19 protein-coding genes are annotated in these 24,938 nt (G+C 70.3%); 15 read left to right on the top strand and 4 right to left on the bottom strand.

Going from position 1 to position 24,938, the window contains the following annotated elements; all coding sequences use genetic code 11:
• The first annotated feature begins 37 nt into the window (after nucleotides 1-37).
• Nucleotides 38-1,042: a glycosyltransferase family 4 protein gene (locus CYFUS_RS00705; protein ID WP_095983451.1), complete on the top strand. Its 1,005-nt coding sequence runs from the start codon at nucleotides 38-40 to the stop codon at nucleotides 1,040-1,042.
• 7 nt (nucleotides 1,043-1,049) lie between these two features.
• Here CYFUS_RS00705 and CYFUS_RS00700 read toward each other — a convergent pair whose 3' ends face one another.
• Nucleotides 1,050-2,777 carry a sensor histidine kinase gene (locus CYFUS_RS00700; protein WP_095983450.1) on the bottom strand — a complete coding sequence of 576 codons (1,728 nt, stop codon included), beginning with the start codon at nucleotides 2,775-2,777 and terminating at the stop codon, nucleotides 1,050-1,052.
• A 92-nt stretch (nucleotides 2,778-2,869) separates the two neighbouring features.
• Nucleotides 2,870-3,523 carry a hypothetical protein gene (locus CYFUS_RS00695; RefSeq protein ID WP_095983449.1) on the bottom strand — a complete coding sequence of 218 codons (654 nt, stop codon included), beginning with the start codon at nucleotides 3,521-3,523 and terminating at the stop codon, nucleotides 2,870-2,872.
• Nucleotides 3,524-3,668: 145 nt separating this feature from the next.
• Between CYFUS_RS00695 and CYFUS_RS53720 the strand changes: the two genes are divergently transcribed.
• On the top strand, nucleotides 3,669-4,526 hold the full coding sequence (locus tag CYFUS_RS53720; protein WP_157758147.1) for a hypothetical protein: 858 nt from the start codon (nucleotides 3,669-3,671) through the stop codon (nucleotides 4,524-4,526).
• 104 nt (nucleotides 4,527-4,630) lie between these two features.
• Nucleotides 4,631-6,376: an aminotransferase class V-fold PLP-dependent enzyme gene (locus CYFUS_RS00685; protein WP_095983447.1), complete on the top strand. Its 1,746-nt coding sequence runs from the start codon at nucleotides 4,631-4,633 to the stop codon at nucleotides 6,374-6,376.
• A 22-nt stretch (nucleotides 6,377-6,398) separates the two neighbouring features.
• Here the strand turns inward: CYFUS_RS00685 and CYFUS_RS00680 are convergent, their stop codons facing one another.
• Nucleotides 6,399-8,036 carry a long-chain fatty acid--CoA ligase gene (locus CYFUS_RS00680; RefSeq protein WP_095983446.1) on the bottom strand — a complete coding sequence of 546 codons (1,638 nt, stop codon included), beginning with the start codon at nucleotides 8,034-8,036 and terminating at the stop codon, nucleotides 6,399-6,401.
• Between the two features lie 117 nt (nucleotides 8,037-8,153).
• Nucleotides 8,154-9,128, bottom strand: a complete 975-nt coding sequence (locus CYFUS_RS00675; protein WP_095983445.1) for an NADPH:quinone oxidoreductase family protein — start codon at nucleotides 9,126-9,128, stop codon at nucleotides 8,154-8,156.
• 572 nt (nucleotides 9,129-9,700) lie between these two features.
• Here CYFUS_RS00675 and epsZ point away from each other — a divergent pair.
• From epsZ to CYFUS_RS00620, 12 genes are all read left to right on the top strand, one after another.
• Complete coding sequence (gene epsZ, locus CYFUS_RS00670; protein WP_232537284.1) at nucleotides 9,701-11,182, top strand: exopolysaccharide biosynthesis polyisoprenyl-phosphate hexose-1-phosphate transferase EpsZ; 1,482 nt, start codon at nucleotides 9,701-9,703, stop codon at nucleotides 11,180-11,182.
• A 220-nt stretch (nucleotides 11,183-11,402) separates the two neighbouring features.
• Complete coding sequence (locus CYFUS_RS00665) at nucleotides 11,403-12,974, top strand: flippase (protein ID WP_095983443.1); 1,572 nt, start codon at nucleotides 11,403-11,405, stop codon at nucleotides 12,972-12,974.
• Complete coding sequence (gene epsY / locus CYFUS_RS00660) at nucleotides 12,971-13,606, top strand: exopolysaccharide export protein EpsY (RefSeq protein ID WP_095983442.1); 636 nt, start codon at nucleotides 12,971-12,973, stop codon at nucleotides 13,604-13,606. Before CYFUS_RS00665 ends, epsY begins: the two co-directional genes overlap by 4 nt.
• Before the next feature lie 4 nt (nucleotides 13,607-13,610).
• Nucleotides 13,611-14,855 (top strand): hypothetical protein, encoded by a 1,245-nt coding sequence (locus tag CYFUS_RS00655; protein ID WP_095983441.1) that lies wholly within the window; start codon nucleotides 13,611-13,613, stop codon nucleotides 14,853-14,855.
• A gap of 12 nt (nucleotides 14,856-14,867) precedes the next feature.
• Nucleotides 14,868-15,041, top strand: a complete 174-nt coding sequence (locus CYFUS_RS51545; protein ID WP_002631072.1) for a hypothetical protein — start codon at nucleotides 14,868-14,870, stop codon at nucleotides 15,039-15,041.
• A gap of 19 nt (nucleotides 15,042-15,060) precedes the next feature.
• Nucleotides 15,061-15,459: a response regulator gene (locus tag CYFUS_RS00650; protein WP_095983440.1), complete on the top strand. Its 399-nt coding sequence runs from the start codon at nucleotides 15,061-15,063 to the stop codon at nucleotides 15,457-15,459.
• 5 nt (nucleotides 15,460-15,464) lie between these two features.
• Complete coding sequence (locus CYFUS_RS00645; protein ID WP_095983439.1) at nucleotides 15,465-16,964, top strand: chain-length determining protein; 1,500 nt, start codon at nucleotides 15,465-15,467, stop codon at nucleotides 16,962-16,964.
• 44 nt (nucleotides 16,965-17,008) lie between these two features.
• On the top strand, nucleotides 17,009-18,199 hold the full coding sequence (gene epsU, locus CYFUS_RS00640; RefSeq protein ID WP_420042722.1) for an exopolysaccharide biosynthesis GT2 family glycosyltransferase EpsU: 1,191 nt from the start codon (nucleotides 17,009-17,011) through the stop codon (nucleotides 18,197-18,199).
• A gap of 10 nt (nucleotides 18,200-18,209) precedes the next feature.
• Nucleotides 18,210-19,760: an exopolysaccharide repeat unit polymerase gene (gene wzy / locus CYFUS_RS00635; RefSeq protein WP_095983437.1), complete on the top strand. Its 1,551-nt coding sequence runs from the start codon at nucleotides 18,210-18,212 to the stop codon at nucleotides 19,758-19,760.
• 107 nt (nucleotides 19,761-19,867) lie between these two features.
• On the top strand, nucleotides 19,868-20,524 hold the full coding sequence (locus CYFUS_RS00630; RefSeq protein ID WP_095983436.1) for a hypothetical protein: 657 nt from the start codon (nucleotides 19,868-19,870) through the stop codon (nucleotides 20,522-20,524).
• The gene (gene epsD, locus CYFUS_RS52175; protein WP_095983435.1) at nucleotides 20,521-22,125 is read left to right on the top strand and encodes an exopolysaccharide biosynthesis glycosyltransferase EpsD; all 1,605 of its coding nucleotides are present in this window, start codon (nucleotides 20,521-20,523) and stop codon (nucleotides 22,123-22,125) included. The genes CYFUS_RS00630 and epsD overlap by 4 nt, the downstream gene beginning before the upstream one ends.
• On the top strand, nucleotides 22,125-24,935 hold the full coding sequence (locus CYFUS_RS00620) for a glycoside hydrolase family 44 protein (RefSeq protein ID WP_095983434.1): 2,811 nt from the start codon (nucleotides 22,125-22,127) through the stop codon (nucleotides 24,933-24,935). Before epsD ends, CYFUS_RS00620 begins: the two co-directional genes overlap by 1 nt.
• Nucleotides 24,936-24,938: the final 3 nt, after the last annotated feature.

Genomic DNA, 24,938 nt, shown 5'->3' with positions numbered 1-24,938 from the left:
AGCCCCCCGGCCGCCTGTGTTAGAGATGGCGGCCGCCATGTCGCTCGTCGTGCACCCCCACTTCCACCGGCGCCGCACCGGCGTGACGGCCCATACCGAAGTCGTCGTGTCGGAGCTCGCACGCACCTCGGAGACGCGGGCGCTGGGCCGGCACCTGGCGGCGCACGTGCCGCGCATCGCCTGGGGCGAGCTGTGGCGGCGCCTCCGCCAGGAGCCCGTCGTCTGGCACGCGCACCGCAACAACGAGATGCTCGTCGGCCTGCTGTTGCGGCTGCTGAGCCGCCAGGTGCGGCTCGTCTACACGCGCCATGGCGGCACCAGGCCGGGGCGCCTCACGCGGCTGCTGGCCCGCCAGGCCGAGCGCCTCATCACCCTCAACGCCCAGGGCGCCGAGTGGATGGGCATGCCCTCGGCGCTCATCGGCCACGGGGTGGACCTCGCGCGCTTCGTGCCCCCGGCGGACCGCGATGCCGCCTGGAAGGCACTGGGACTGGGCGGCCGTCACGGCGTGGGCGTCGTGGGGCGCATCCGTCCCCCCAAGGGCCAGGGTGACTTCGTGGAGGCGGTGCGCCCCCTGCTCTCCGAGTTCCCCCAGTGGCGGGCCGTGCTGGTGGGCCAGGCGCGGGGCCGCGGGGACAAGGCGTGGGCGCACCAACTGCGCGCATCCACCGCGGACGGCCTGGTGCTGGCGGGCGAGCACGCGGACGTGGTGCCCTGGTACCAGGGCATGGACATCATCGTGCAACCCTCGCACGCCGAGTCCTTCGGCATGGTGCTGCTGGAGGCCATGGCCAGCGGGTGCTGCCTGGTGGCGACGCGGCTGCCCCACGTGCCCGGCATCGTCGAGCACGGGCGCACGGGCTTTCTCTTCGACCCCGGGGACGTAACGACGCTGCGCGAGCACCTGCGCCTGCTCCTGCGCGAGCCCGAGCGCGCTCGGGCCGTGGGCCGTGCCGCCGCCGAGGAGGCCCGCGCGCGCTTCGGCGTGGCGCACGAGGCCCAGGCGCTCTGGGGCGTGTACCAGGAAGCCCTGGAGCGCTGAGGCCCACTCAGGCCGCGGGCGGGGAGACGCGCTCCTGGGAGTCCGCGGACACGGGCAGCGTGACGAAGAAGCACGTGCCCCGCCCGGGCTCGCTCTCCACGCGGATGCCTCCGCCCAGCGCGGTGATGATGCGGTGGCACACCGACAGGCCCAGCCCCGTGCCCACGCCCACCGGCTTGGTGGTGAAGAACGGATCGAAGATGCGCCGCAGGTGCTCGGGGGGAATGCCGACCCCCGTGTCGCGCACCTCCACGGTGACGTGGCCGGGACCGGACACGCGCGCCACCACGCGGATTTCATTCTCCCGCACCCGCCCCGGCGCGATGGCGTGCGCCGCGTTGATGAGCAGGTTGAGGAATACCTGGCCCAGGCGCGCGGCGTTGGCGTGCACCGGGGGGACCCCATCGCACTCCTCCACCAGGAGCGCCCGGTCGCGCGTCTCGTGCCGCGCCATCTTCACCGCGCTGCGCACCACCTCCGCCACGTTCACCGGCCCGAGTGCCACGTCGTCCGGCCGCGCGAGCGTCTTCAGGTCCTGCACGATGAGGCGCACGCGCTCGGCGCCCTCGCTCGCCTCGGCGAGCGCGGAGACCAGCTCCTGGCGCAGCTCCTCGCTCGGCGCGCCGCTCAGCTCGGTCAGCTCCTGGTGCGCATAGCGCAGGTTGCTGAGGATGAAGGCGAGCGGGTTGTTGATTTCATGGCCCACGCCCGCGGCGAGCCGGCCCACGGAGGCGAGCCGGTCGGCGGACAGGAGCTGCTCCTGGGTGGCTTGCAGCTCCTGGAGGCTCTCGCGCAGGCGGGTGTTGGCCTCGGCGAGCTCCGCGGTGCGCGCGCGCACGGTGTCCTCCAACAGGGCCTGGTAGCGCAGGGCCTCGCGCTCGGAGGACTCGGCCTCGGCGCGGATCATCCGCTGCTTCTCCTCCAGGGACTCACGCAACTCGCGGGCCATGCGGCCGATGGCGTGCGAGAGCATGCCCAGCTCGTCCGGGGGCACGGCGGCGGGGGTCACGTCGATGTCGAAGTCCCCCTGGCCGATGCGCCGCGCCACGTCGGTGAGCTCGCGCAGCGCGCGGCGAAAGGGAGCCAGGATGGCGGCGGTGACGAGCCCCATGAGCAGCAGGCCGAAGGTGGGCACGAACACCGCCACCCACCGGGCCTGCCACACGTGGTCGTCCAGCAGCGCCCCGAGAGACGCCGCCTCGGTGCGCTCCTTGTTCTGTGCCTCCACGATGCGCCGGCCCACCGTCTGCTCGAACTCCGAGTACAGCAACCACTCCACCTGGGGCTCCAGGGGCACGGAGGCGGGCAACTCACGCACGCGCCGCTCCGCCAGGGCCGCCCAGTCCAGCAACAGCTGTCGGATCTCCTGCTGAGCCTGCTGCTCCTGCTGCTCCGCCACCACCTCCGACCAGTCCACGCCGGCCAGCACGCGCCCCTTGAGCTCCAGGGTCTGACCTTCCAGGAGCCGCGCCGATGCCGCCTCCACCAGGGCCGTCATGTCCCGGAGCACCGGCCCGGTGTCCTCCTGGCCCTGCCGCGCCTGGGCGAGCTGGTTGAGAAAGGGCCAGGCGAACGAATGCAGCCGCTCGAGGCTGTCGATCTGCTTCTGGATGGACACCAACTGCTGCCGCAACCGCTGGCCCCGGCGCGCCCCGGAATACAGGAGCAGGGCCATGAGGCACACCAGCGTGACCGCCACCCCCGCGACCAGCAGGATCCTGGCGCGAATCGTCATGGCCACTCCTCGGAGAGCCCCCGCACGCCCCCCATGCTCTCACGGAGCACCACCGGCAGGCGAGGGGGGCTCCCCGCTCACCCCGGGCGCGCTCATGGACGAGCGGCGCCGACCACCCGCCTCTGCAGGCGCGCGTACAACTCCAGCACCAGCCGCAGCTCCTCCACGGTGCGCTGCTCGATGGCGCCATGGTCACCACGCTCGTAGCTCTCCCACACGCCCTTGCTCGAACCCTTGCGCTCGCGCAGACCCAGGCGCCCGGCCATCTCCCGCGTCGTCTTGGGATAGAGCACGGGCTCCTCGGGAAACAGGAAGCTCGCCTCGTGGGCGAGGTCGATGGGCCGCGCCTTGAAGAAGAGCTCGAACCAGTCGGCCGCGCGGGCGGTGTCGTGCAGGAGCGAGCGGCAGTAGAGGGCGGGCAGGTCGAACTTGGTGATGCCCGCGCCACAGACGACCAGGTCCACCGCGGGCTTGCCCAGGATGCGCGCGTTCTCCGCGCGCTGCCGCTCCCACTCCTCCTCGAAGCGCCGCTGGATGGCGCCGAGCAGCGCCGCCTCGGAGCCGAAGTGCCACAGCCACAACCCGTCGATGCGCGGCGCCTCGGGGATGGGGTCCGCGAAACGCTTGCTGTAGAAAGCACCCCCCAACAACACATGCCCCGGCCGCGCGGGGTTCACGATGAGCGAGCTACGACTCGCGGTGCGGTCGTCCGGAGGGGCATAGGCCTCCAGGTCGAAGAACAACATCGGGTCACCTCACCGCGGAGCATCTCATGTGCCTCCCCGCGAACGTTGTCCGCGGCGCGGTGTTCATGAGTGGGACATCGCGTCATCCGGAGGCAACGAGGGGCACCGGGGGCGTGGTGAGATGCGCGGGCTCGGAGGTCCGCCCATGCCGTCGTCCAGACCCACGTGGTGCGCCGCGCTCGCGGCGGGATGCTTCTTCACCGCCCCGCTCGCCGAGGCGCGCTTCGGCGGGGCGAGCGCCTCCACCCCGGAGGACGCCCGCGCCTCGGAGACCCGGAGCCCGCGCACCCATGACGCCTCGCCCGTGCGGACGGAGCCGGAGAGGCCGGCACCAGCGCCCCGGGCCGAGCCCCCGGCGACCCGTCCCCGGCGGGGGCTGCTCGTCCCGAGGGCCGGGTGGGTGCCCGGGGCCACGTTCATCGCCGCCTATCGTCAGCACCGCGACTACCCGGCGCACCGCCCGGAGCAACCCGGGGAGGAGTCCTCCACCCACCTGGTGCGGATGGGAGTGGAGGCCCAGTCCGCGAAGCAGGGCCACGCGCTGGGCCTGAACTTCGGGCTGGAGGAGGAGCGCTGGGGCATCGCCACGCGGCTGGGAGGGCTGTCATTGAAGGCGGAGGGCGGCTCGGACGGAAGGGACCGGCTGTATCTGGCGGACGCCCACGTGACGTACGCCGCGGCCGTGAGCCACCGGGGCCGGCTGCGCATCGAAACGGGCCTGGCGGCGGTGCGCGCGCCGGACGCCACCTTCGTGGGGCCGAGCCTGGCGCTGTCCTTCGAGCGCTGCCTCCTGGGCGCCCTGGATCTGGAGGGGCGGATCCAATGGGTGCCCCTGCCGCACCTGCAGGTGGACGGACAAATGGGCCTCGCGCTGCACCTGGGCGCGCTCACCGTGCGAGGGGGCTGGCGGGGGCTGTACCTGGATGATCGCGGGCTGGTGGACCGCGTCGTCCACAGGGATGGAATGGGCGGTCCGTTCGCCGGCGTGGGCCTGAGCTTCTGAGCCATCGGCCTCGCGCCGCGCCTCCCACGTGGTATCAGGAACCCACCCCGACGCCCTCTTCCGCGGGAGCGGACCACCCTCGAGGGCCCCACTGGGAGACACCGATGACACAGCCCTGGACACTCGAAGATCTCGTCAAGGACGCGCTCGGCCGCGTGCCGGAGATCGCCGCCGAGGAACTGCACCACGGCACGTCCCGCCAGGAGATGGTCCTGCTGGACGTGCGCGAAGCGGAGGAGACGGCGGGGGGAGCGCTGGAGGGCGCGGTGCACCTGCCGCGGGGCCTGCTGGAGCTGCGGGTGCAGGAGCACGTGGCGCGGCGCGACACGCCGGTGGTCGTCTACTGCGGTGGGGGCAACCGCTCGGCGCTGGCGGCGGACGTGCTGCTGAAGATGGGCTACACGCGGGTGCGCAGCCTGGCGGGTGGCTTCGAGCGCTGGCGGCGGCTGGGCCTGCCCATCACCAGGGGCCCTGGGGTGCGTCCCCCGCCGGGGAAGAAGCTCGGCTGGGACGAGGTGCGGCGCGAGTTCGCCATCGTGGCGCGCTGCGTGCCGGTGCTGGGCGAGGGGGAGAGGCCGCTGGTGTACATGGATCACGCGGCGAGCACCCACGCGCCCTCGTCGGTGCTCGGGGCGTATACCGAGTTCGTGGCGCGCGAGTACGCCAACATCCACCGGGGCACGCACCACCTGTCGCGCAAGGCCACCGAGCGCTTCGAGGAGTGCTACGGCATCATCGCGCGCCACGTGGGCGCCGAGTTGCAGCGGGGCACCATCTGCTTCACGGGCAACACCACGCAGGCGATCGACCTGTGCGCGCACGTGCTGGCGGAGCGGCCGGGCCAGGTCATCACCACGGAGATGGAGCACCACTCCAACGAGCTGCCCCATCGCCGGCGGGGCCCCACGCTGCGCGCGCGGGTGACGGACGAGGGCGAGCTGGACCTGGGGCACCTGGAGGAGCTGCTGCGCGGCAACCGGGTGAAGCTGGTGGCGGTGACGGCGGGCTCGAACGTCACCGGGGTGATGCCGGACCTGCGCCGGGTGGCGCGCCTGGCGCACGAGCACGGGGCGCTGGTGCTGGTGGACGCGGCCCAGGCGCTCGCGCGCATGCCCATCGACGTGAAGGACCTGGACCACCCCGAGCACATCGACTTCCTGGCGGGGGCGGGGCACAAGGCCTATGCGCCATTCGGGGCGGGCTTCCTGTATGGACCGCGCGCGCTGATGAGCGAGGTACCGCCGTACATTCCGGGGGGAGGCACGGCCTCGCGGGTGACGGCGAGCGGCGCCGAGTACCTTCCCGCGCCGGACCGGCATCATGGAGGAACGCCCAACATCGCGGGGGTGGTGGGGATGGCGCGGGCGCTCGCGTTCCTGCAAGCCATTGGGATGGAGGAGGTGCGGGAGCACGAGGTGCGATTGATGGAGCGCATGCTCCGGGGGTTGCGAGAGCTGGAGGGCATCACGCTCTACGGGCCGCCGGACGCGCACAAGCGCCTGGGGGTGGCGACCTTCAACGTGGACGGGGTGTCGGACCTGCTGGCGGCGGCGGTGCTGTCCGAGGAGGGAGCGATCGCGGTGCGCAACGGACGCTTCTGCTCGCACCTGTACATGGACAAGCTGCTCGCGGCGCGGGCGAAGGCGGCGGGCGGGGAGGTGCCCACGGGCGCGGTGCGCGCGAGCGTGGGCCTGTACAACGACGAGAGCGACGTGGACCGGCTGTTGGAGTACGTGCGGAAGGTGAGGGACCGGCAGTGGCGCGGGCGCTACCAGGTGAAGGGAGACGTGGTGAGCGCCGAGTTCGCCGGCCGGTGCGCGGACAAGTGGATGGAGGCCACGAAGGACTGAGGCGCCCTCCAGGTCCGCCGCTTCAACTCCCTCCCTGTGACGCCTTGAGCAGGTAGTCGCCCAGGTCCTCGCGCAGCTTCGTCTTGAGGAACTTGCCGGTGGAGGTGCGGGGAATCTGCGGCAGGAAGACGTAGTCCTCCGGCAGCCACCATCTGGCGAAGTGCGGCTCCAGGTGGGCGATGAGCTGCTCCCTCGTGGCCGACTGGCCGGGCTTGAGCACCACCGCGGCGAGCGGCCGCTCGTCCCACTTGGGGTGGCGCGCGGCGAACACCGCCGCCTCGAGCACCGCCGGGTGCGCCATGAGGGCGTTCTCCAACGCCACCGAGCTGATCCACTCGCCACCGGACTTGATGACGTCCTTGGAGCGATCCGTGATGCGCACGTAGCCCTCGGCGTCGATGGTGACGACATCGCCCGTCTTGAACCAGCCATCCGCGGTGAACCGGTCCGCGCCCTCGTCGCCGTAGTACGAGGAGGCCACCCAGGGACCGCGCGCCTCCAGCTCGCCCATGGTGGTGCCATCCCAGGGCAGCACCTGCCCCGAATCACTCACATGGCGCAGCTCCACGAAGGGCACCGCGTAACCCTGGGTGGCGCGCAGGGCGAGCCGCTCGGCCTGGGGACGCTGCTCGTGCTGGCGGCGCGGCCGGGCAAGCGTCCCCACGGGATTGAGCTCCGTCATGCCCCAGGCATGCGTGACGACGAGGCCATGGCGGTGGAGGAAGCCCTCGATCATCGCCGGGGGCGCCGCCGCGCCGCCAATCAGCATCGAGCGGATGGAGCGCAAGTCCCAGCGCTTGGGCTCCTGATCCAACAGCGCGAGGATGCCCAGCCAGATGGTGGGCACGCCCGCGGCGAGCGTGACGCGCTCCTGGGCCATGAGGTCCAACAGGGACGTGGGATCCAGGTGCGGACCCGGGAAGACGAGCTTCGCGCCCGTGAAGAAGGAGCTGAAGGGCAGGCCCCAGGCGGCGGCGTGGAACATGGGCACCACGGGGAGCAGGGTGTCCGCCTCGCCCACGCCGATGGTGTCGCTCATGCACTCGGCGAGCGAGTGCAGCACGATGGAGCGGTGCGAGTAGAGCACGCCCTTGGGGTGGCCGGTGGTGCCCGAGGTGTAACAGAGCATCGCCGCGGAGCGCTCCTCGAGCGGAGGGAAGGCGAAGGAGTCCGGCTCGGCCGCGAGCAGCGCCTCGTAGTCGAGCCGACCCTCGGGCACGGGACCATCGTCCGCGATGACGACGACGTGCTGGACACTGGGCACCGTGGCGATGAACTTCTCGAGCAGTGGCAGGAGCGAGCGGTCCACGACGAGCACGCGATCCTCGGCGTGCCGGGCGATATAGGCCAGGTCGTTGGGGTGCAGACGCAGGTTGAGGGTGTGGAGGACCGCGCCCATGGAGGGGACGGCGAAGTAGAGCTCCAGGTGCTGCTGGTGGTTCCAGCACAGCGAGGCCACCCGGTCCCCCGGCTTCACGCCCAGCCGGGTGAGGGCATGGGCGAGCCGGGCCGCGCGCCGGCAGAAGTCGGCGTAGGTGGAGCGCTGGAGCGACTTGTCGGGCCGCCGGCTGACGATCTCCGAGGAGCCGAAGTAGGTCCGGGCCCGCTCGAGGAAGTGGGTCAGCGTGAGCGGGAAGTCCATCATGCGTCCGGTGAGCATCGGTGCACCTCGCTGCGGAAGGAGGGCCCTCATGCTACCCGCGCCCCCGAGCCCCGGAGTACCCACGAGAAGGTGCCGTGGGAGATAACGCACGAAGTCACACGGGCGCGGAGGGCCTCACGCCTCGCGCAGCCGCAGCACCACCTTGCCCGTGGCCTTGCGCGCTTCCAGCTCGCGCAGGCCCTGGGCCGCCTGCTCCAGGGGGAGCACCTGGCCCACCACGGGCTCCACGAAGCCCTTCTCCGCGAGCACCGCCAGCGCCTTGGCGATGTCCGCCGAGATGCCGGGCTCCTGCACGAGGAAGCCGCCCCAGGCCACGCCCACCACGTCCACGTTCTTGAGCAGCAGCCGGTTCACCTTCACCTCGGGGATGCGCCCGCCCGCGAAGCCCACCACCAGGAGCCGGCCCTCGGGCGCCAGGCACTTGAGGCTCAGGTCGAACATGTCCCCGCCCACGGGGTCCACCACCACGTCCACGCCCCGCCCCCCTGTCGCCTCCTTCACCTGGGCCACCCAATCCTGGGTGGAGAGGAAGGCCCGGTCCGCGCCCGCGCTGCGCGCCACTTCCGCCTTCTCCTCGCTGCTCACCACCGCGAGCACCCGCGCTCCCGCGCCCCGCGCCACCTGGAGGCTCGCCGTGCCCACCCCGCCCGCCGCGCCGAGCACCAGCACCGTCTCTCCCTCCTCGAGCCGGCCCCGGCGGTGCAGCGCGAAGTGCGCCGTGTGGTAGTTCATCACCGTCCCCGCCGCCGCCTCGAAGCTCCACCCCTCGGGAATCGGAAACGTCAGCGAGGGGGCCGCCGCCGCCACGTCCGCCCAGCCCCCCAGCATCGTGAAGGCCATCACCCGCTCTCCCACCTTCACCGACGCCCCCGGCGGAGCGCTGCGCACCACCCCCGCCACCTCCACCCCGGGCACGAAGGGCAGCGCGGGCTTCATCTGGTATTGGCCTCGCGACAGCAGCAGATCCGGAAAGCTCACCCCCGCCGCCACCACGTCGATGAGCACCTGATCTCCCGCCTCGGGCTCGGGCAGCTCCACCAGCTTCAATCCCTCGGGACCCTCCAACCGCTCGAGCTGCAACGCGCGCATGGTGTTTCTCCCCGGCCCGCGCGCCGCGCGGACCGCGTGGGTGTGGGCCGGCGAGGCTACACGATTCCAATCGCTGACAAGGAACCTCGGAAATGCCAGTGATTCCCGGCCGCACCTCCCCCTGACGACTTCCCCCGACGGATGACCACCTCCCCCGCATGTGCATGCGCATGTACGTGCGCGGGCGCGGGCCTCGCCCATGGACATGCTTGGAACCCATCACGTCCCATCCGTCGGAGCCGCCCCAGCGGTTCCTCCAGAGGGGTGGAATGGGCTCGAATGCTCGCCTGCCCCGGTGCCGACTTCAGTGGGAGCGGATGAGTTCAGATAGAGTTGACGACTTTCCGCCCGACCTCTTACCCTGTCGACAGAAGAAATCTTGGAGCCCGCCGTATCTGAACAGACGGGGTGATCCCCGCTTCTGGCGGACGGTGCGATCCTCTATCATCAGGCCGCCTCGATCCCAATTCATGACAGGCTCAGCAATGCGACCCGCCTCACCAGTCGGAGCCCCCTCCAGCGAGCCACACACCACCGGCGAGCCCGCGGGAGCGGACGCTCGTTCCAATGTGATGGCTTCCGCGGTGGATCCGTTCGCGCCCGGGTCGGGCAGCGCGCCCAACGCTCCGGTGCCGCTCTCGGTGGTGCCCCCGCCTCCGGCCACCGTTGCCCCCTCGCGCCTCGCCCCCGGTTTCGCCGCCAAGCTGAACATGGTGACGGACGTGGTGCTCGTGGTGACGGCGCTGCTCACCGCCACGACGCTCATGGGGCATGACCTGCGCCTGGAGCGCACGGACGTGTGGGTACTGATTGGCGTGGGCGTCGTCTCCTGGTTGGTGGTGGGCACGGCGCTGTGCCTGTATGACGCGCGCTTCGCGGAACGCGAGCGCCTGGACGATCTCGCGCTCATCTCCATCCAGGTGCTGGCCGTCACGGTGGTGCTCTTCCTCACCCGGCTGCTGATGGGCACCGAGTCGTGGATCGTCGCGCTCAGCCTGTTTCCGCCGCTCTTGTGGCCCTCGGTGGCGCTGCTGCGCCTGTTGGTCTTCCGGCGGCTGTCGGTGCGCGAGGATCCGTTGGACGAGGTGCTCATCCTGGGCGTGGGCGCCATGGGTCGGCTCACCGGAGAGGATCTCCGCCACAAGCACCGCCGCAAGGTGGTCGGCTACCTGAAGTTCAGCGGCGAGTCGTCGGTGGAGACTCCGGCGCCCGTGCTGGGCACGACGAAGGACCTGGAGGGCGTGCTGAGCACGGTGCCGGTGAACGAGGTCTACATCTCCGGCAACATCGTGAAGAACCACACGGAGATGCAGGCGGCGGTGAAGGTGTGTGAGAAGTTCGGCATCCCGTTCGCGCTGCCGGCCTACCAGATGCGCTTCGACCGGGCGCGGCCGGTGGATGACAACGCCATCTCCGACGGCTACCTGCACTTCGTCACCCACGCCTTCCTGCCGCACCAGATGGCGCTCAAGCGGCTGTTCGACATCGTGAGCTCCGCGGCGGCGCTGCTGGTGCTCTCGCCGCTGCTCATCCTGGTGGCGCTGGCGGTGAAGCTCACCAGCCGCGGCCCCATCTTCTTCAAGCAGGAGCGCGTGGGGCTGCACGGCAGGAGCTTCGGGATGCTCAAGTTCCGCTCCATGGTGGTCAACGCCGAGGAGCTCAAGGCCAAGCTGGAGGCGCTCAACGAGCAGACGGGCCCCGTCTTCAAGATGAAGAACGACCCGCGCATCACCCCGGTGGGCCGCTTCATCCGCAAGTACTCCATCGACGAGCTGCCACAGCTCATCAACGTGCTGCGCGGCGAGATGAGCGTGGTGGGACCGCGTCCGCCCATCCCCAAGGAAGTGGCCAAGTACGCCGCCTGGCAGCGCCGCCGTCTGTCGGTGCGCCCGGGCCTCACCTGCATCTGGCAGGTGTCCGGCCGCAACCAGATCTCCTTCGAGAACTGGATGTACCTGGACATGCAGTACATCGATCATTGGAGCCTCAAGAACGACATCAACCTCATCCTCAAGACGGTGCCGGTGGTCATCACCGGCAGCGGCGCGAGCTAGCGTCCGCCAGGCCGCGAGGGAGCCTCGACACGCGCTCCCCCGGCCCGGAAAGAGGCGCGCTCCCGAGGGAAACAGGGCGCGGCGAGTCCGCCCACCCGCCCCGGTCGAAGCGAGCCCGGGCCCGCCCGCCGGCCCTACAGACCTGTAGCCGTTAGTTTGACGAGGGGGCACTGCTGTCGTTCACTGCACGGACTTTCTCATCGAGGAATCCGTCATCGACATGCCTCCCACGAGCGCGGCACCCACCGGGGCCGAGCCCGTCCCTCCCCAGGTGGATGCCCATACCTCCCTGCGCAACGCCCTGAAGCTGGGCGGCTCGCTGCTGGTGACGTATGGCATCGCGCTGGTGATGCGCATGGTGTTGCCGCGCTACCTGGGGCCCGAGGGTTTTGGCCGTTACAACTGGGCGGACGGCTTCTCCGGGGCGTTCTTCGTGCTCAGCGCGTTGGGGCTGGATGTCTACATCCGCAAGGAGGTGTCCGTCCGGCCCGAGCACGCCAGTGAGTTCTTCGGCGGCACGCTGCTCTTGCAGGTGGGGATCGCGCTGGGGCTGACGGGGGCCATGTGGTGGGTGATGCGCGCGAGCGGCGAGCCGCCCGAGGTGCAGCGCCTGGCCCTGCTGCTCGGCGGCTACCAGTTCTTCTACCGGCTCAACGCCATCCTCGCCGCGGTGTTGCACGCGCGCGAGCGGGTGGACGGGCTGTCGGTGGCGCACGTCGCCATGAAGTGCATCTGGGGAGGCGGGCTGGTGCTGGTGCTGCTCTTGAGGCTGCCCCTGCCCTGGCTCGCCGCGCCCTTCATCGGCGCGGAAATCTTCAAGGCCGTCTACCTCTTCCAGCTCACGCGCGCGCACGCGGGGCTGAAGCTGCGGCTGGACGTGCGCTCCACCCTGGCGGCGCTGCTGGCCGCCCTGCCCTTCTTCCTCAACGACGCGGCGCTGGCCACCAATGGCCGCGTGGACGTGAGCCTGCTGGGCCTCGTGGCCAACAAGACGGAGGTGGGCTACTACGGCGCCGTGTGGGGCATCGCCGGCATGACGATGCTGCTCTCGCCCATCCTCGGCTGGGTGCTCCTGCCGATGATGTCGCGCGCGGCGGCGAGCTCGCCCGAGGAGTCCACCCGCATCCTGCGCCGGGGCCTGGAGGGCATCGTCGTGGTGTCCGTGCCGGTGACGCTGGCGCTCGCGCTGGGCGCGGAGACGTGGGTGCGGTTGATGATTGGCGAGGCCTACCTGCCGGCCGCGCCGGTGCTGCGGCTGCTCGCGCCCATCTTCGTGCTCACCTACGTGGCCACGGTGTGTGGAAGCTGGCTCATGGCCGCGGGCCGCACCTGGACGGTCACCCGCACCTCCATCCTCGCCGCGCTGATGAACCCCGCCCTCAACCTGCTGCTCGTCCCCCTGCTGCTCGAGCGGCTCGGGCCCGCGGGCGGCGCGAGCGCCACCGCCCTGTCGCTCGCCTTCTGCGAGGTCGTCGTCACGATCATCCTCGTGAGCGCCATCGGCTCGCGCGCCTTCGACGCCCGGGGGCTTGGCGTGCTGGGCAAGACGCTCGGGGTGTGCGCCGCCGTCACCGCCGTCCATCTGCTGCTGGGCCGCGTGGGGCTGGACGCGCGCGACCTGGCGCGCGGGCTCGCCCGGCTGGTGGTGGATGGCGCCATCTATGTGTCCCTCGTCCTCGTCACCGGCGCGGTGCGCCGGGACGAGGTGCTCGCGCTGGTGCGCCGGGTGAAGGCTCACCGCGAGTCCGCCCCCACCGCGCAGTCCCCCCTCCCGGAGGAGCGCGTCGCATGAAGACCCTTCCGCCCAGTCCCGCCCGTTCCCGCCTCCCGCGTCTGGCCGCCCTGGCCGCGCTGCTGTTCGTCTCGGCCTGCTACCACCCCGGCCGCTTCGTCTGGGTGGATGACTACCGCGAGCCCCCGCCGTCGCAGCAGGACGACAGCTACCTCATCCGCAACGGGGACCTGCTCGACGTCAACGTGTGGAACCAGGATCGCATCTCCAGCCGGCCGCGCGTGCGCGACGACGGCCGCATCAGCCTGCCGCTCATCAACGACGTGGATGCCGCCGGGCAGACGCCCGCGGCGCTCGCGCGCGCGGTGGAGCAGAAGCTCAAGGAGCTGGTGGCCAACCCCGTCGTCACCGTCATGGTGCAGGAGGCGCAGCTCATCCGGGTGTCGGTGCTGGGCGAGGTGCGCAACGCGGGCCAGAAGAAGCTCGAGTGGGGCGCGGGGCTCTTGCAGGCCATCTCCGAGGCTGGCGGCTTCACCGACTACGCGCGCGAGGACGCCATCTACGTGCTGCGCCGCGAGTCCGGCTACCAGGAGCCGGTGCGCATCCGCTTCACCTGGGAGAACCTCAGCCGCAACGAGGGCGGTGCCGCCACCTTCCGCCTGAAGACGGGCGACGTGGTGGTGGTGGAGTAGACGCATGGCGCTGCCCGCCCTGGCGCTCGGCTGGCTGTTGGTGGCCTCCGTTCCGGCCGTCAAATACAAGACCCAGGTGAGTCTGAACTCCGTCGTCCGCACGAAGCTGCTGACCGAACAGGCCAGCAGCGAGGTGGTGTCGGACCTGCTGCTCGCCCCGCGCCTGGACAGCGTGCTGTACACCAACCGGCTGGAGGTGAAGTTCGTCGCCGAGCCGCAGTTCTTCCTGCGCCAGGTGCCCCTGCGCCCCACCTTCGAGTTCCTGCTGTCGGCCTATGCGTGGGTGGAATACAAGCTGCGCCGCGACTTCTCGCTGGTGGCCGTCCACACCACCACCTTCGGCACCTTCCCGCTCAGCGACTTCCGGGGCGCCGGGGGCAGCGATCTGCCAGTCGGTCGCGGCGAGTCCGCGGGATTCCTCCTGAGCAGTTCCTACGTCTACACGGAGACCCTGGCGGGCTTTCAGGGCTCGTTCGGCGTCAAGCGCCTGATGGTGGCGGGCACCCTCGGGTGGATCGTCAACGGCTTGTTGGATTACCCGGTGCGTCCGCTCAAGCGCGGCGAGGCCGCCTATCCCCAGCAGCGCCTGCCCCAGCTGCGCCTGGAGGCCAACTACGGCGCCACCCGCCGCGACTACCTCACCCTGCTGGTGCTCGGCCAGGATGTGTCCTTTTCCACCGCCAACCGGGACTCCGTCCTCCAGGTGGCGCCGGGAATCAAACACGCCTTCAGCCCGCTGGTGGATGTGAGCTTCGCGCCGGGCATCGCGCTGGGCCGGGTGTACTCACGTCGGGCGGAGGTGGAACCGTACAACGTGACCATGCCCACCCTGGAGACCACCCTCGAGGCCCCCGTGCCCCTGGGCCATCACTGGCCCGTGGCGGCCCGGCTGCGCGCCCGGTACCTGCCGTATATGGATCCGCTGACTACCCAACTCGTACCGCGGGGTGAGCTGGGCGTGGATCTGAAATGGGAGGGCCGGCGGGATGCCAAGGTGACCGGTGGCATCCGCTATGCCCATCCACTTACCTCTGGGCTGCACCGGAACGATCAGGAAGTGCGGGCGGAAATGGAGGCGCTGCTGCCTCTGCCGCTCACCCGCTACCTCTTCATCCAAGCGAAGGGACAATTCAGCTGGCGACACCATGCCGTCCTGTCGTTCCAGCCCGATACCGGGTTGTTCACACCGGTTGTCCAGTGGTTCACGAGCGTTGGATTGGTCGTGCGCTATGACCGTGGTAGGCTTTGAGATCATCAGGCCATGAAGAAGTTCTTGTTGATGTCCGTGTTGTACGCACTGCTCGTCCTACCGAGTCTGGCGGCGCGGGAGCCCAACGCGGCGCGCGGCGTAAAACGCGCGGTGGCGATGTTCGTGGCGTACAACTTCTTCTACATCTTCGTCGTCCTGGTCGTCTGGATGTCGATGGAAGGCTGAAAAGGCCAGAGAGACGCGTATGGAGCAGCAGCAAGGAGCAGTTCTCGTCGTCGAGGACTCACCCATGTTCCGCCGGATGGTGAGCGATCTGCTCCAGTCGATGGGCTTCTCACGGGTGCTGGAGGCGGGCAGCGGACAGGCCGCCCTGGAGTTCCTCGCCGAGCACCGCCCGATGCTGGTGTGCCTGGACCTGACGCTGCCGGATATCTCGGGTTACGAGGTGTGCGAGTTCATCCGCTCCACGCCGGTGCTCCAGGACATCCCGGTGTTGATGATCTCCGCGCGCACGCAGACGATGGATCGGGCCCAGGCGGAGGAGGCGGGGGTGAGCGGCTACCTCATCAAGCCCTTCACGCCCGAGGAGTTCCGTCACCAGTTGGAGCGGGTGCTGTCGGCCCGTCCTCGCAGGGAGGCATGAGCGATATGCCCTCGAACGAAGAGCACCCCGAGCAGGAGCGCGCCCAGTCGCAGCTCTTCGACTGGGAGGCGATGCACGACTACTTCGGGTACGTGAAGAACGCCGTGCTGCGCCACAAGCTGCTGGCGCTGGGAACCTTCGTGGTGACGGCGGCGCTGGGACTGGCGCTCGCCAAGTTCCTGCCGCGAACGTTCTACTCGGAGTCCATCCTCCTGACCAAGCGCACCGCCACCATCGCCGCGCTGGTCAACCCCGAGCGCATCGCCGCCCTGGAGCCCGAGGCCCCCAGCCCGGTGCGACCGCCGGGGGAAATCGACTCGGTGACGCGCTCGACGGCGCGCGCGGTGATGAAGCGCGAGAACATCGTGTCGCTCATCAAGCGGGTGAACCTGCTGGACCGCTGGGAGGCCACGCGCGCCCCGCTCTTGCGCCTCAAGGACACGCTGGTGCACCTGCTCTCCGGCCGTCCCACCGAGGACATCAAGCTGGACGCCATGGTGGGCATGCTGGAGAAGCAGCTGAGCGTGAACACGGACGATGGCCGGGTGAGCCTGTCGGTGACGTGGCCGGATCCCCAGCTCGCCTACGAGCTCGCCGACGCCGCGCAGAAGAACTTCCTCGAGTCGCGCCAGCGCGAGGACATGGCCGCCATCGACGAGGCGCTGGAGATCCTCGAGGGCTACGAGAAGACGGCGCTGGAGAACTACAAGACCTCCGTGCTCGAGTTCGACAAGATCTTCGCGCAGATCATGATCGAACGCCGGCGCGCGGTGGGAGACCCGCGCGTGGGAGGCTTCAACACGAACGAGCGCATGGCGGAGATGCGCTTCCTCATCCGCGCCAAGCGGCGCGCCATCTCCGACGCCGAGGAGAAGCACAACCGGCGCCTGGAGGAGATGCGCGCGCAGATGAAGGCCAACAGCCGGCTGTACGGGGAGAACCACCCGTCCATCATCGAGCTGGAGCAGAGCGTGGCGGCGCTGGCGGCCAACGGCTCGCCCCAGGTGCACGTGCTGCAGAACGAGGAGGATCAGATGGCGCGCGAGTACGCGCGCATGGGAGGCGGCTCGGTGCCCTTCCCCGACGAGCCCATGCCGGATCCGTACGGCCTGGAGCGGGTGCTCATGGGCATCCTGCCGGGCATGCTGGAGAATCCCAAGGTGCGCACGGCGATGGACGACGTGCAGGCGCGCACCATCACGCTGCAGCAGGTGCGCAAGCGCATCGACGCGGCCCGGCTCGAGCGCGACATCGCCCGGGCGAACTTCAAGTACCGCTACACCGTGCTCACCCCGGCCGAGTTCCCCAGAAGCCCCATCAAGCCCAACGCCAAGGTGATCGCCCTGGGTGGAATCCTCGCGGGGCTCATGCTGGGCGTGTTCGCGGCGATCGCCCGCGACGTGCTCAGCGGCCGGCTGTTGCAGTCCTGGCAGGTCAAGCGTGGGCTGGGTCTGCCCGTGCTGGCGGAGATGGAAACCCTTCCCCTGGAGAGTCAGTCCCGCTAGCGCGGCGCCTCGCCCGTGCCCTCTTTGGAGTTCCCCGCCCCGTGATGTTGCTCGATCTGACGCTCCTCGTCCTGGCCCTGCCGGTCCTCGCCGCCGCGGGGTACCTGTTGCTGCTCACGCTGTTGTCCGGGCAGAAACCAGCGCCGCCCCGGATGGCCCCGCGGCTCAAGTTCGACATCATCATCCCCGCCCACAACGAGGAGGCGGGCATCGCGCGCACGGTGGCCAACCTGTCGCGGCTGGACTGGCCGGAGCAGCTCCGGCGCATCCTCGTGGTGGCGGACAACTGCACGGACGCCACGGCCGAGCGCGCGCGGGAGGCCGGCGCCACGGTGCTCGTGCGGCACAACCAGGAGCTGCGCGGCAAGGGCTATGCCCTGCAGCTCGCCTTCGACAAGAGCCTCGAAGAGGGCTTCGCCGACGCGGTGGTGGTGGTGGACGCGGACACGGAGGTGACGCCCAACCTGCTGCACGCCTTCGCGCTGCGGCTGGAAGCGGGAGCGCACGCGGTGCAGGCGCACTACGGCGTGCTCAACCCGGAGGCCTCGTGGCGCACGCAGCTCATGGCCGTGTCCATGGCGCTCTTCCACAAGGTGCGCTCGCTGGGCCGCGAGCGCCTGGGCGTGTCGTGCGGCCTGCGCGGCAACGGCATGTGCTTCACCCACGCCATCATCCGCCGGGTGCCCCACGAGGCGTTCTCCATCGTGGAGGACCTGGAGTACGGCATCCGCCTGGGCCAGGCGGGCGAGCGCGTGCACTACGCATGGGAGGCCGAGGCGCTCGGGGAGATGGTGTCCGGGGAGAAGGCGTCGCGCTCGCAGCGCCGCCGGTGGGAAGGCGGCCGCATGGCGATGATGCGCCAGTATGGACTGCCGCTGCTCGCCGAGGGGCTCGGCAAGCGCGACCGCGTCCTCGTGGACCTGGCGATGGACCTGCTCGTGCTGCCGCTCACGTGGGTGGTGCTGGGGGCGCTCGCGCTCACGGGGGCCTCGGTGGCGCTGTCGCTCGTGCAGGGGCACCTGGCCTGGTCCGTGTGGGCGGCGGCCTTCGCGGCGGTGAGCCTGGTGCTCTACGTCATGCGCGGCTGGTGGGTGTCCGGCATGGGCGCGCGCGGCCTGCTGGCGCTCGCGCGGGCGCCCTTCTACGTGGGCTGGAAGCTGTGGCTGCTGACGACCCGCCCCGAGGAGAAGAAGGGCGAGTGGGTGCGCACCACGCGCGAGACGCCCAAGACCTGAGGCGGTGACGATGGAGGCCTTCCTCTCGCGCACGCCCGTCTTCCTGTCGCTCCTGGCCCTGCTGGTGGCGGCCACGATGGGGCTCGTCATCTTCGCGCCGAAGGTGGCGGTGCTGCCCATGGTGCTCGCCGCCGCGCTGTGGTGGGTCTGCCAGCAGCCGGTGCGCAAGCTCACGCTCGGCCTGTTCGTCATGGCCGTCACGGTGGACCTGGTGCCGGAGGTGCCCTACGACGGTGAGTGGAAGTCCCCGCTGTACTTCCCCGGCAAGCTGCTCTTCATCAACCTGAGCAACGTCATCGGCGTGCCCGGCCTGGGCTTTCCCCTGCTGGACATCGCCACCCTGGGCTTCCTCGCGCTGTATGCCTACCGGCGCGCCAACCGCATCAACATCGACGAGTACACGACGCCGCTGCCCAAGCCGCTCGTCATCGGGTTGCTGGTGCTGCCCGCCACCATCCTCTGGCTGCAGGTGTTCGGCATCTACATCAACGGGGGCAACTCGCGCGTGGCCACGTGGCAGTGGCACCAGATGGCGGCGCTGCCGCTCCTGGTGCTGCTCTTCAACGTCGCGCTGCGCGGGCCCGAGGACTTCCGCACCATCGGCCGGATGCTCGTGGTGGGCTGCTGCACCAAGGCCTTCCTGGGCGCCTTCTTCGTCGTGACCATCGCCCGGCCGCGGGGCCTGTACTTCGAGTACGCCACCACGCACTCGGACTCGATGCTGTACGTCGCGGGCCTCATGACGGTGATGATGTCGTGGTTCGAGCAGCCCACGCGCAAGCACTTCTGGCGGATGGTCATCGTGAGCGCCGTCATCTTCATGGGCATGCACTACAACGACCGGCGCCTGGGCTACGTGAGCTTCGTCTTCTCGCTCATCGCCGCCTTCCTCATCACGCCCCGCAGCCCGCTCAAGGTGAAGTTCCTCCGGATAGGGCTGGTGCTGCTGCCCTTCTTCCCCTTCTACCTGGCGGTGGGCTGGCAGACGCCCACGGGCATCTTCGGGCCGGTGGGCATCTTCCGCTCGGTGCTGGAGGGAGAGAACCTGGAGAAGGGGCAGATGGACTACCGCGACATCGAGAACCTCGACGTCATCCACACCTGGCAGAGCAACCCCGTGCTCGGCCGCGGGTGGGGCCACGAGTTCGACGAAATCATTCCCCTGCCGGACATCTCCCACGCCTTCGCCGACTACCGCTACCACCCGCACAACTCGGTGCTGGGCATGCTCGCCTTCGGCGGGGTGGTGGGCTTCAGCGGCCTGTGGGGCTGGATTTCCGTGGCCGTTTTCTTGACGGTGCGCACCTACCACCGCGCCCGGGAACCCATGCAGCGCGCCGGCGCTTTGGTGGCCATGGCCGTCATCGTGGCCTATACCAACCAGTGCTTCGGCGACATGGGCAGCATCAGCTGGCTCGGCACCCTCCTCATCGCCATGGCGGCCACCTGCGTGGGCAAGATGGCCACCTTGACGGGTGCCTGGCCGAGTCCCCATGCCGCGAAAACGCCTGAACTCGTTCCAGTTGGGGGAACTCGCACCCAAACGGGAAATCTTGTATGATACCGCACCGAAAGCCCAAGCGGCCACGGAAATATGACACTCCGCGCATTGGTCCGGCATCTTCGGGGGTGCCAACCGCCCCAGGACGCGGTAGTATAGTTCCGGCCATGTTCGAGCCTCACGACAAGAAGACGAAGGGTGGCTCGCGCACGGGAGGCCCCACGTCACCTGACACGCGGCGCGTGGTGCAGCCGCTGTCCGTCGTGCGTGGGAGCCGGCCGCAGCCTCCGCCTCCCAGCCCGGAGCGAGAGCAGGAAGCCGATGGCACGGTGGCCACGGCCGCGGCGGAGACGGCGCAGCCGCAGTATGCCCCCACGCCCAGCGTGCCGTCGAGCACGCTGTTGCAGCTCTGGGCGATGCTCAACCAGCGTCACCGCTGGTCCTCGCTGGTGGTGGTGCCCTCGCACGCGGGGGGCTCGGGGTTGCAGGCCGTCCAGGCCATTCTCGAGGTCGCCAGCCGGCAGAGCAGCACGCCCCTGCACTTCCTGGACGCCGAGGGCCTGGAGCTGGGCGCCTCGCAGCACGTGGTCAGTGAGATGAGGGCGTACGTGGAGCAGGGCGACCGGGTGGTCGTCCTCATCGACTCCGTCGTCGCCAACCCCCTGGGGCTGGAAATCGCGCTGGCGGCCGAGAAGGCGCTCTTGAGCGTGACGCTCGGCACCTCGGATTACACCTCCGCCCGCCGGACGCTGGACCTGATTGGGAAGGAGCGCTTCCTCGGAAGCGTTACCCTCCAGCCCCCGTCCGGAGCCCTGAAGAAATGAACGCAGCTTCCGGCGCCCCTGGCGCCGTTGTTCCTCCTCGGCCCGAGGCCTCGCGCCCGCGGCTGAGTGTGGTCGTTGCCACCTACAACCGCGCGGATCTCATCCAGCGCCTGCTCCACCATTTCGCCCGCCAGACGCTGCCGCCCTCGGACTTCGAGGTGGTGGTGGTGGACGATGGCTCGCGCGAGCCGGTGGCGCCCGTGCTGGAGAAGCTCTCGCTGCCCTACACCCTCCGGGTGGAGACACAGGCCAACGCCGGCGCGGCGGCCGCGCGCCACCGGGGTGTGCTCGCGGCCCGGGGCGACATCGTCCTCATCACCGATGACGACATGCAGGTGGCCGAGGACTTCCTCGCCCGGCACCTCGCGCGCCATCCCCCGGGCTCGCGCAACGTGGTGCTGGGCGGCATCCGCCCGGACCCCGCCATCTCCGACATGCCGCTGTTCGAGCGCTGGTACGCCTGGCTCAACAACCGCATCGCCGCGAGCATGAGCGGCCCCAAGCGGCGCGCCCACGGCTGGCAGCTCTTCACCGGCAACGTGTCCTTCCGGCGCGCGGACTACGTGGCCGCGGGCGGCTTCGACAAGAGCCTCGGCCAGTCCGAGGACATCGAGCTGGGCGTGCGCCTGGAGAAGGCCGGCTGCCGCTTCGAGTTCTGCGCCGCCGCGCACGTGCTGCACGGCTCGGATCACACCAGCTACGAGAAGTGGCTCAAGCGCGCCCACCGCTATGGGGTGTTCGACTCGCGCGTGGCGGACAAGCACCCGGACGTGCCGCAGGTGGACCCGTGGCGCTTCCTCTTCGAGATGAACCCACTGGCCCGGCCGCTGCTCGCCGCCGCGGTGGTGGCGCCCGAGGCCACGCGTCCGCTGACGGAGGCGGTGATGGGCGCGGCGCGGCGGGCCGACGAGGCGGGCTACCCGAAGCTGGCCTTCATGGGCACCTCGGTGACGTACGCCATGGAGTACCTGCGCGGGGCGCGCGCCGAGGCGGGCTCGCTGGGCCAGGCGGCGCGGCACGTGGCGCGCTTCGCCCTCTCCGCGGGCGGGCCCGGTCAGGTGCGGCGGCTCGTCCAGGCGCTCCAGGAGGACGCGCTGGAGGCAACGCGCTCCGAGCACCACGGCCACGCGGGCCCCAAGGCCGTGGCCGCCATGGTGCTCACGTCGGACGGCTACCGGGTGCTCGCGCTGCAGCGGCTGCGCGAGGCGGCGCGGGGCCTGGGCATTCCCATGGGCAACCACGCGCTGCGCGTGGCCCAGACGGCGCTGCTCGGCGTGGAGATTGGCAAGGACGTGCAGCTGGGCACCGGCGTCTACTTCGTCCACAGCCTGGGCACCGTCATCGGCGGCGACGCGAAGATTGGCAACCGCGTGCGCTTCTACGGCAACAACACCGTGGGCACCGCCAAGGATGATGGCTACCCCACCATCGAAGACGATGTGTGGGTGGGCGCCGGCGCGCGCATCCTCGGCCCCATCACCATCGGGGCCCGCTCGCGCATCGGCGCCAACGCGGTGGTGCTCCAGGACGTGCCGCCCGACAGCGTGGCCGTGGGCATCCCCGCCCGCGTCTTCCCGCGCCGGGACGTGGACAGCGAGTGATGCGACCCGTCTTCTCGTCATGGCGCGGCCGCTGGTCCCGCGTCGTCCTCCTGTCCGGAGTCTGTCTGGGCGCGCCCCTGCTCGCCTCGTGCAAGCGCGGCTCCTCCTCCCAGGAGGCCAGTGCCGGCTCGGGCGTCTATGACATCCCCGCCATCACCGAGAGCCTCTGGAGCCAGGGGTACCTGATGGAGGGATGGATCGACGAGGGCTGGTCCGAGCGGGAGCTCAAGCCCCCCGGCCCGGCCCGGCTGCGCATGGACAAGATGGGCGGCTGGATGCTGCGCAAGAAGGGCCTCCAGGGGGAGTTCGGAGGACTCGCGCTGCGCTACCGTGCCCCCGCGGACTTCGGCGATTTCCTCGAGGTGCGGCTGGAGACGGAGGGCGAGACGCTCTTTCCCCGCGTGAAGGTGAACGCGAGCCACGTGGCGCGCCGCGACGGAGACCAGGTCCAGCTCTTCATCCCGCTCGAGCAGCTCAACCCCCAGCGGGTCGAGTTCAGCGGCGTCGTGCTGCGCGCCTACAAGCAGGTGGGCTCGGACTGGGTGGAGATCGATCAACTGGGCCTCACCGCACCCGGCGGCATGACGCCCGCCGCGGACACCCCCAGCGCTTCCCAGGGGCTCCAGGTCAGCGAGTCCCCGTCCGGCGCCGTCGTCGAGCCCATGGACCTGGCCTACGACAACGGCCTGCTCCCGGGCTGGGAGGATCGCGGGTGGGCCGAGCACGAGCTGGAGGGCGCCTCGCCCGCGAAGCTGCGCCTGCACAAGCAGGGCGGGTGGATCCTGTCCAAGAAGGAGCTCGGGACCGACTACGGTGGCCTCACGCTGCGCTACCGCGCGCCCAAGCGCTTCGGGGACTTCCTCGAGGTGCGGCTGGACTCCGAGGGCGAGACGCTCTTCCGTCGCGTGCGCGTGACCGACGCGCACGTCGTCGCCCGCGACGGGGATTGGACGCAGGTGTTCATCCCCATGAGCGAGCTCAACCCGCGCAAGGAGGCCTTCACGCAGCTCGTGCTGCGCGCCTACAAGCCGGTGGAACCGGACTGGGTGGAGATCAGCCAGCTGGGCCTCGCGCGGCTCGCCGACCGCGCCACCCCGCTGCCCTCCCGGCCCCTTCCCGCCCCTCCCGCCGTGGCCCAGGCGGCAAGCCCTCCCCGTCCGCCTCCTTCCTATTCCGCTCCCACTCCCGCGCCCGCTCCCACCGGCACGGGGGGCGGAGCCCGCCCGGGCTCGAGCTTCGGCAACGCCAAGGGCTCGCGCGTGGTGGTGGACTGCACCGCGTCCGGCCACCGCATCAGCCCGCTCATCTACGGCATCGCCTTCAGCAACCTGCGCGAGCTCAAGGAGTCCCACCAGTGGGAGCTGGGCGCCACCGCGCGCCGCTGGGGAGGCAATGCCAGCTCCCGCTACAACTGGAAGCTTGGCAACGTCTGGAACACGGCCAACGACTGGTACTTCCGCAACGTCGTCCTCGGCACCCGCCCCGACTACACCGCCGACAGCTTCCTCCAGGCCAACCTCCAGCACGGGCTCCAGTCCGCCCTCACCGTGCCCCTCATCGGCTGGGTGGCCAAGGACGCCACCTCCACGAGCTTTCCCCGCTCGCTCTTCGGCCCCCAGCAGAAGATGGATCCGGACGTGCCCGAGGCCGGCAATGGGCTCACGTCCTCGGGCGAGGCCCTGCCCTCGCCCGTGCCCACCCAGACGAGCGTCGAGGCCCCTCCCTCCTTCATCCACGAGTGGGTGCGCTCGCTGCGCGAGAAGGACAAGAAGCGCGGGCGCAGCGTCCAGATGTACATCCTCGACAACGAGCCGATGCTCTGGAACACCACGCACCGCGACGTGCACCCGGAGCCCGTCACCTATGACGAGCTGCTCGAGCGCACCATCGCCTACGGCTCCGCCGTGCGCAAAGCCGACCCCGACGCCGTCATCGCCGGCCCGGCCGAGTGGGGCTGGACGAACTACTTCCACTCGGCGGCGGACGTGGCGCCCGGCGGTGGCAAGAAGGACATCAAGGCCCACGGCAACCTGCCGCTCCTGCCCTGGTACCTCAAGAAGCTGCGCGAGCACGAGCAGCAGTCGGGCACCCGCATCCTCGACGTGGTGGACGTCCACTTCTACCCCCAGGGCGAGGGCATGGGCATGGACGAGCGCGGCGCCACCGATCGCGACACCGCCGCGCGGCGCATCCGCTCGGTGCGCGCGCTGTGGGATCCCACCTACCGGGACGAGTCGTGGATCGACGACACCGTCGAGCTCATCCCCCGCCTCAAGCGGTGGATCTCCGAGTACTACCCCAAGCGGGGCATCTCCATCGGGGAGTACAACTTCGGCGCCACCACGCACATGAGCGGCGGGCTCGCGCAGGCCGAGGCGCTCGGACGCTTCGCCGAGCAGGGCATCACCTCGGCCTTCATGTTCACCTACCCGCCCCGCAACAGCCCCGCCTTCTGGGCGTTCCGCGCGTTCCGCAACTTCGATGGCCAGGGCGGGCACTTCCTCGACAACTACGTGCCCTCGCGCTTCGACAAGCCGGCGGACGCCAGGACGACGTCCCTGTTCGCCTCGCGCGATGACAGCGGCGAGCACCTGGTCTCCGTCGCGCTCAACCTGGACGCGGACACGGCGCGCACCACCCAGGTGGAGTTCAAGGGGTGCGGCAACGTCGAGAGCGTGCGGGTGTTCGGCTACCGGGGCGGGCCGGCGGGCTTCTCCGAGAACCAGACCTTCCTGACGTCGGGCAACAGCGTGCAACTGGTGTTGCCGCCCTGGTCCATGTCCGTGCTGGACCTGAAGCTCGCGCGGTAGGCG

Source organism: Cystobacter fuscus (assembly GCF_002305875.1).
GTDB lineage: Bacteria > Myxococcota > Myxococcia > Myxococcales > Myxococcaceae > Cystobacter > Cystobacter fuscus_A.
Note: the sequence above shows the minus strand (reverse complement) of the source record. Positions and strands in the feature narration are given on the sequence as shown.

Coding starts and splice junctions, on each gene's coding strand:
- CYFUS_RS00705 (WP_095983451.1), top strand. CDS start 38: ATGTCGCTCGTCGTGCACCCCCACTTCCACCGGCGCCGCACCGGCGTG.
- CYFUS_RS00700 (WP_095983450.1), bottom strand. CDS start 2,777: ATGACGATTCGCGCCAGGATCCTGCTGGTCGCGGGGGTGGCGGTCACG.
- CYFUS_RS00695 (WP_095983449.1), bottom strand. CDS start 3,523: ATGTTGTTCTTCGACCTGGAGGCCTATGCCCCTCCGGACGACCGCACC.
- CYFUS_RS53720 (WP_157758147.1), top strand. CDS start 3,669: ATGCCGTCGTCCAGACCCACGTGGTGCGCCGCGCTCGCGGCGGGATGC.
- CYFUS_RS00685 (WP_095983447.1), top strand. CDS start 4,631: ATGACACAGCCCTGGACACTCGAAGATCTCGTCAAGGACGCGCTCGGC.
- CYFUS_RS00680 (WP_095983446.1), bottom strand. CDS start 8,036: ATGCTCACCGGACGCATGATGGACTTCCCGCTCACGCTGACCCACTTC.
- CYFUS_RS00675 (WP_095983445.1), bottom strand. CDS start 9,128: ATGCGCGCGTTGCAGCTCGAGCGGTTGGAGGGTCCCGAGGGATTGAAG.
- epsZ (WP_232537284.1), top strand. CDS start 9,701: ATGGCTTCCGCGGTGGATCCGTTCGCGCCCGGGTCGGGCAGCGCGCCC.
- CYFUS_RS00665 (WP_095983443.1), top strand. CDS start 11,403: ATGCCTCCCACGAGCGCGGCACCCACCGGGGCCGAGCCCGTCCCTCCC.
- epsY (WP_095983442.1), top strand. CDS start 12,971: ATGAAGACCCTTCCGCCCAGTCCCGCCCGTTCCCGCCTCCCGCGTCTG.
- CYFUS_RS00655 (WP_095983441.1), top strand. CDS start 13,611: ATGGCGCTGCCCGCCCTGGCGCTCGGCTGGCTGTTGGTGGCCTCCGTT.
- CYFUS_RS51545 (WP_002631072.1), top strand. CDS start 14,868: ATGAAGAAGTTCTTGTTGATGTCCGTGTTGTACGCACTGCTCGTCCTA.
- CYFUS_RS00650 (WP_095983440.1), top strand. CDS start 15,061: ATGGAGCAGCAGCAAGGAGCAGTTCTCGTCGTCGAGGACTCACCCATG.
- CYFUS_RS00645 (WP_095983439.1), top strand. CDS start 15,465: ATGCCCTCGAACGAAGAGCACCCCGAGCAGGAGCGCGCCCAGTCGCAG.
- epsU (WP_420042722.1), top strand. CDS start 17,009: ATGTTGCTCGATCTGACGCTCCTCGTCCTGGCCCTGCCGGTCCTCGCC.
- wzy (WP_095983437.1), top strand. CDS start 18,210: ATGGAGGCCTTCCTCTCGCGCACGCCCGTCTTCCTGTCGCTCCTGGCC.
- CYFUS_RS00630 (WP_095983436.1), top strand. CDS start 19,868: ATGTTCGAGCCTCACGACAAGAAGACGAAGGGTGGCTCGCGCACGGGA.
- epsD (WP_095983435.1), top strand. CDS start 20,521: ATGAACGCAGCTTCCGGCGCCCCTGGCGCCGTTGTTCCTCCTCGGCCC.
- CYFUS_RS00620 (WP_095983434.1), top strand. CDS start 22,125: ATGCGACCCGTCTTCTCGTCATGGCGCGGCCGCTGGTCCCGCGTCGTC.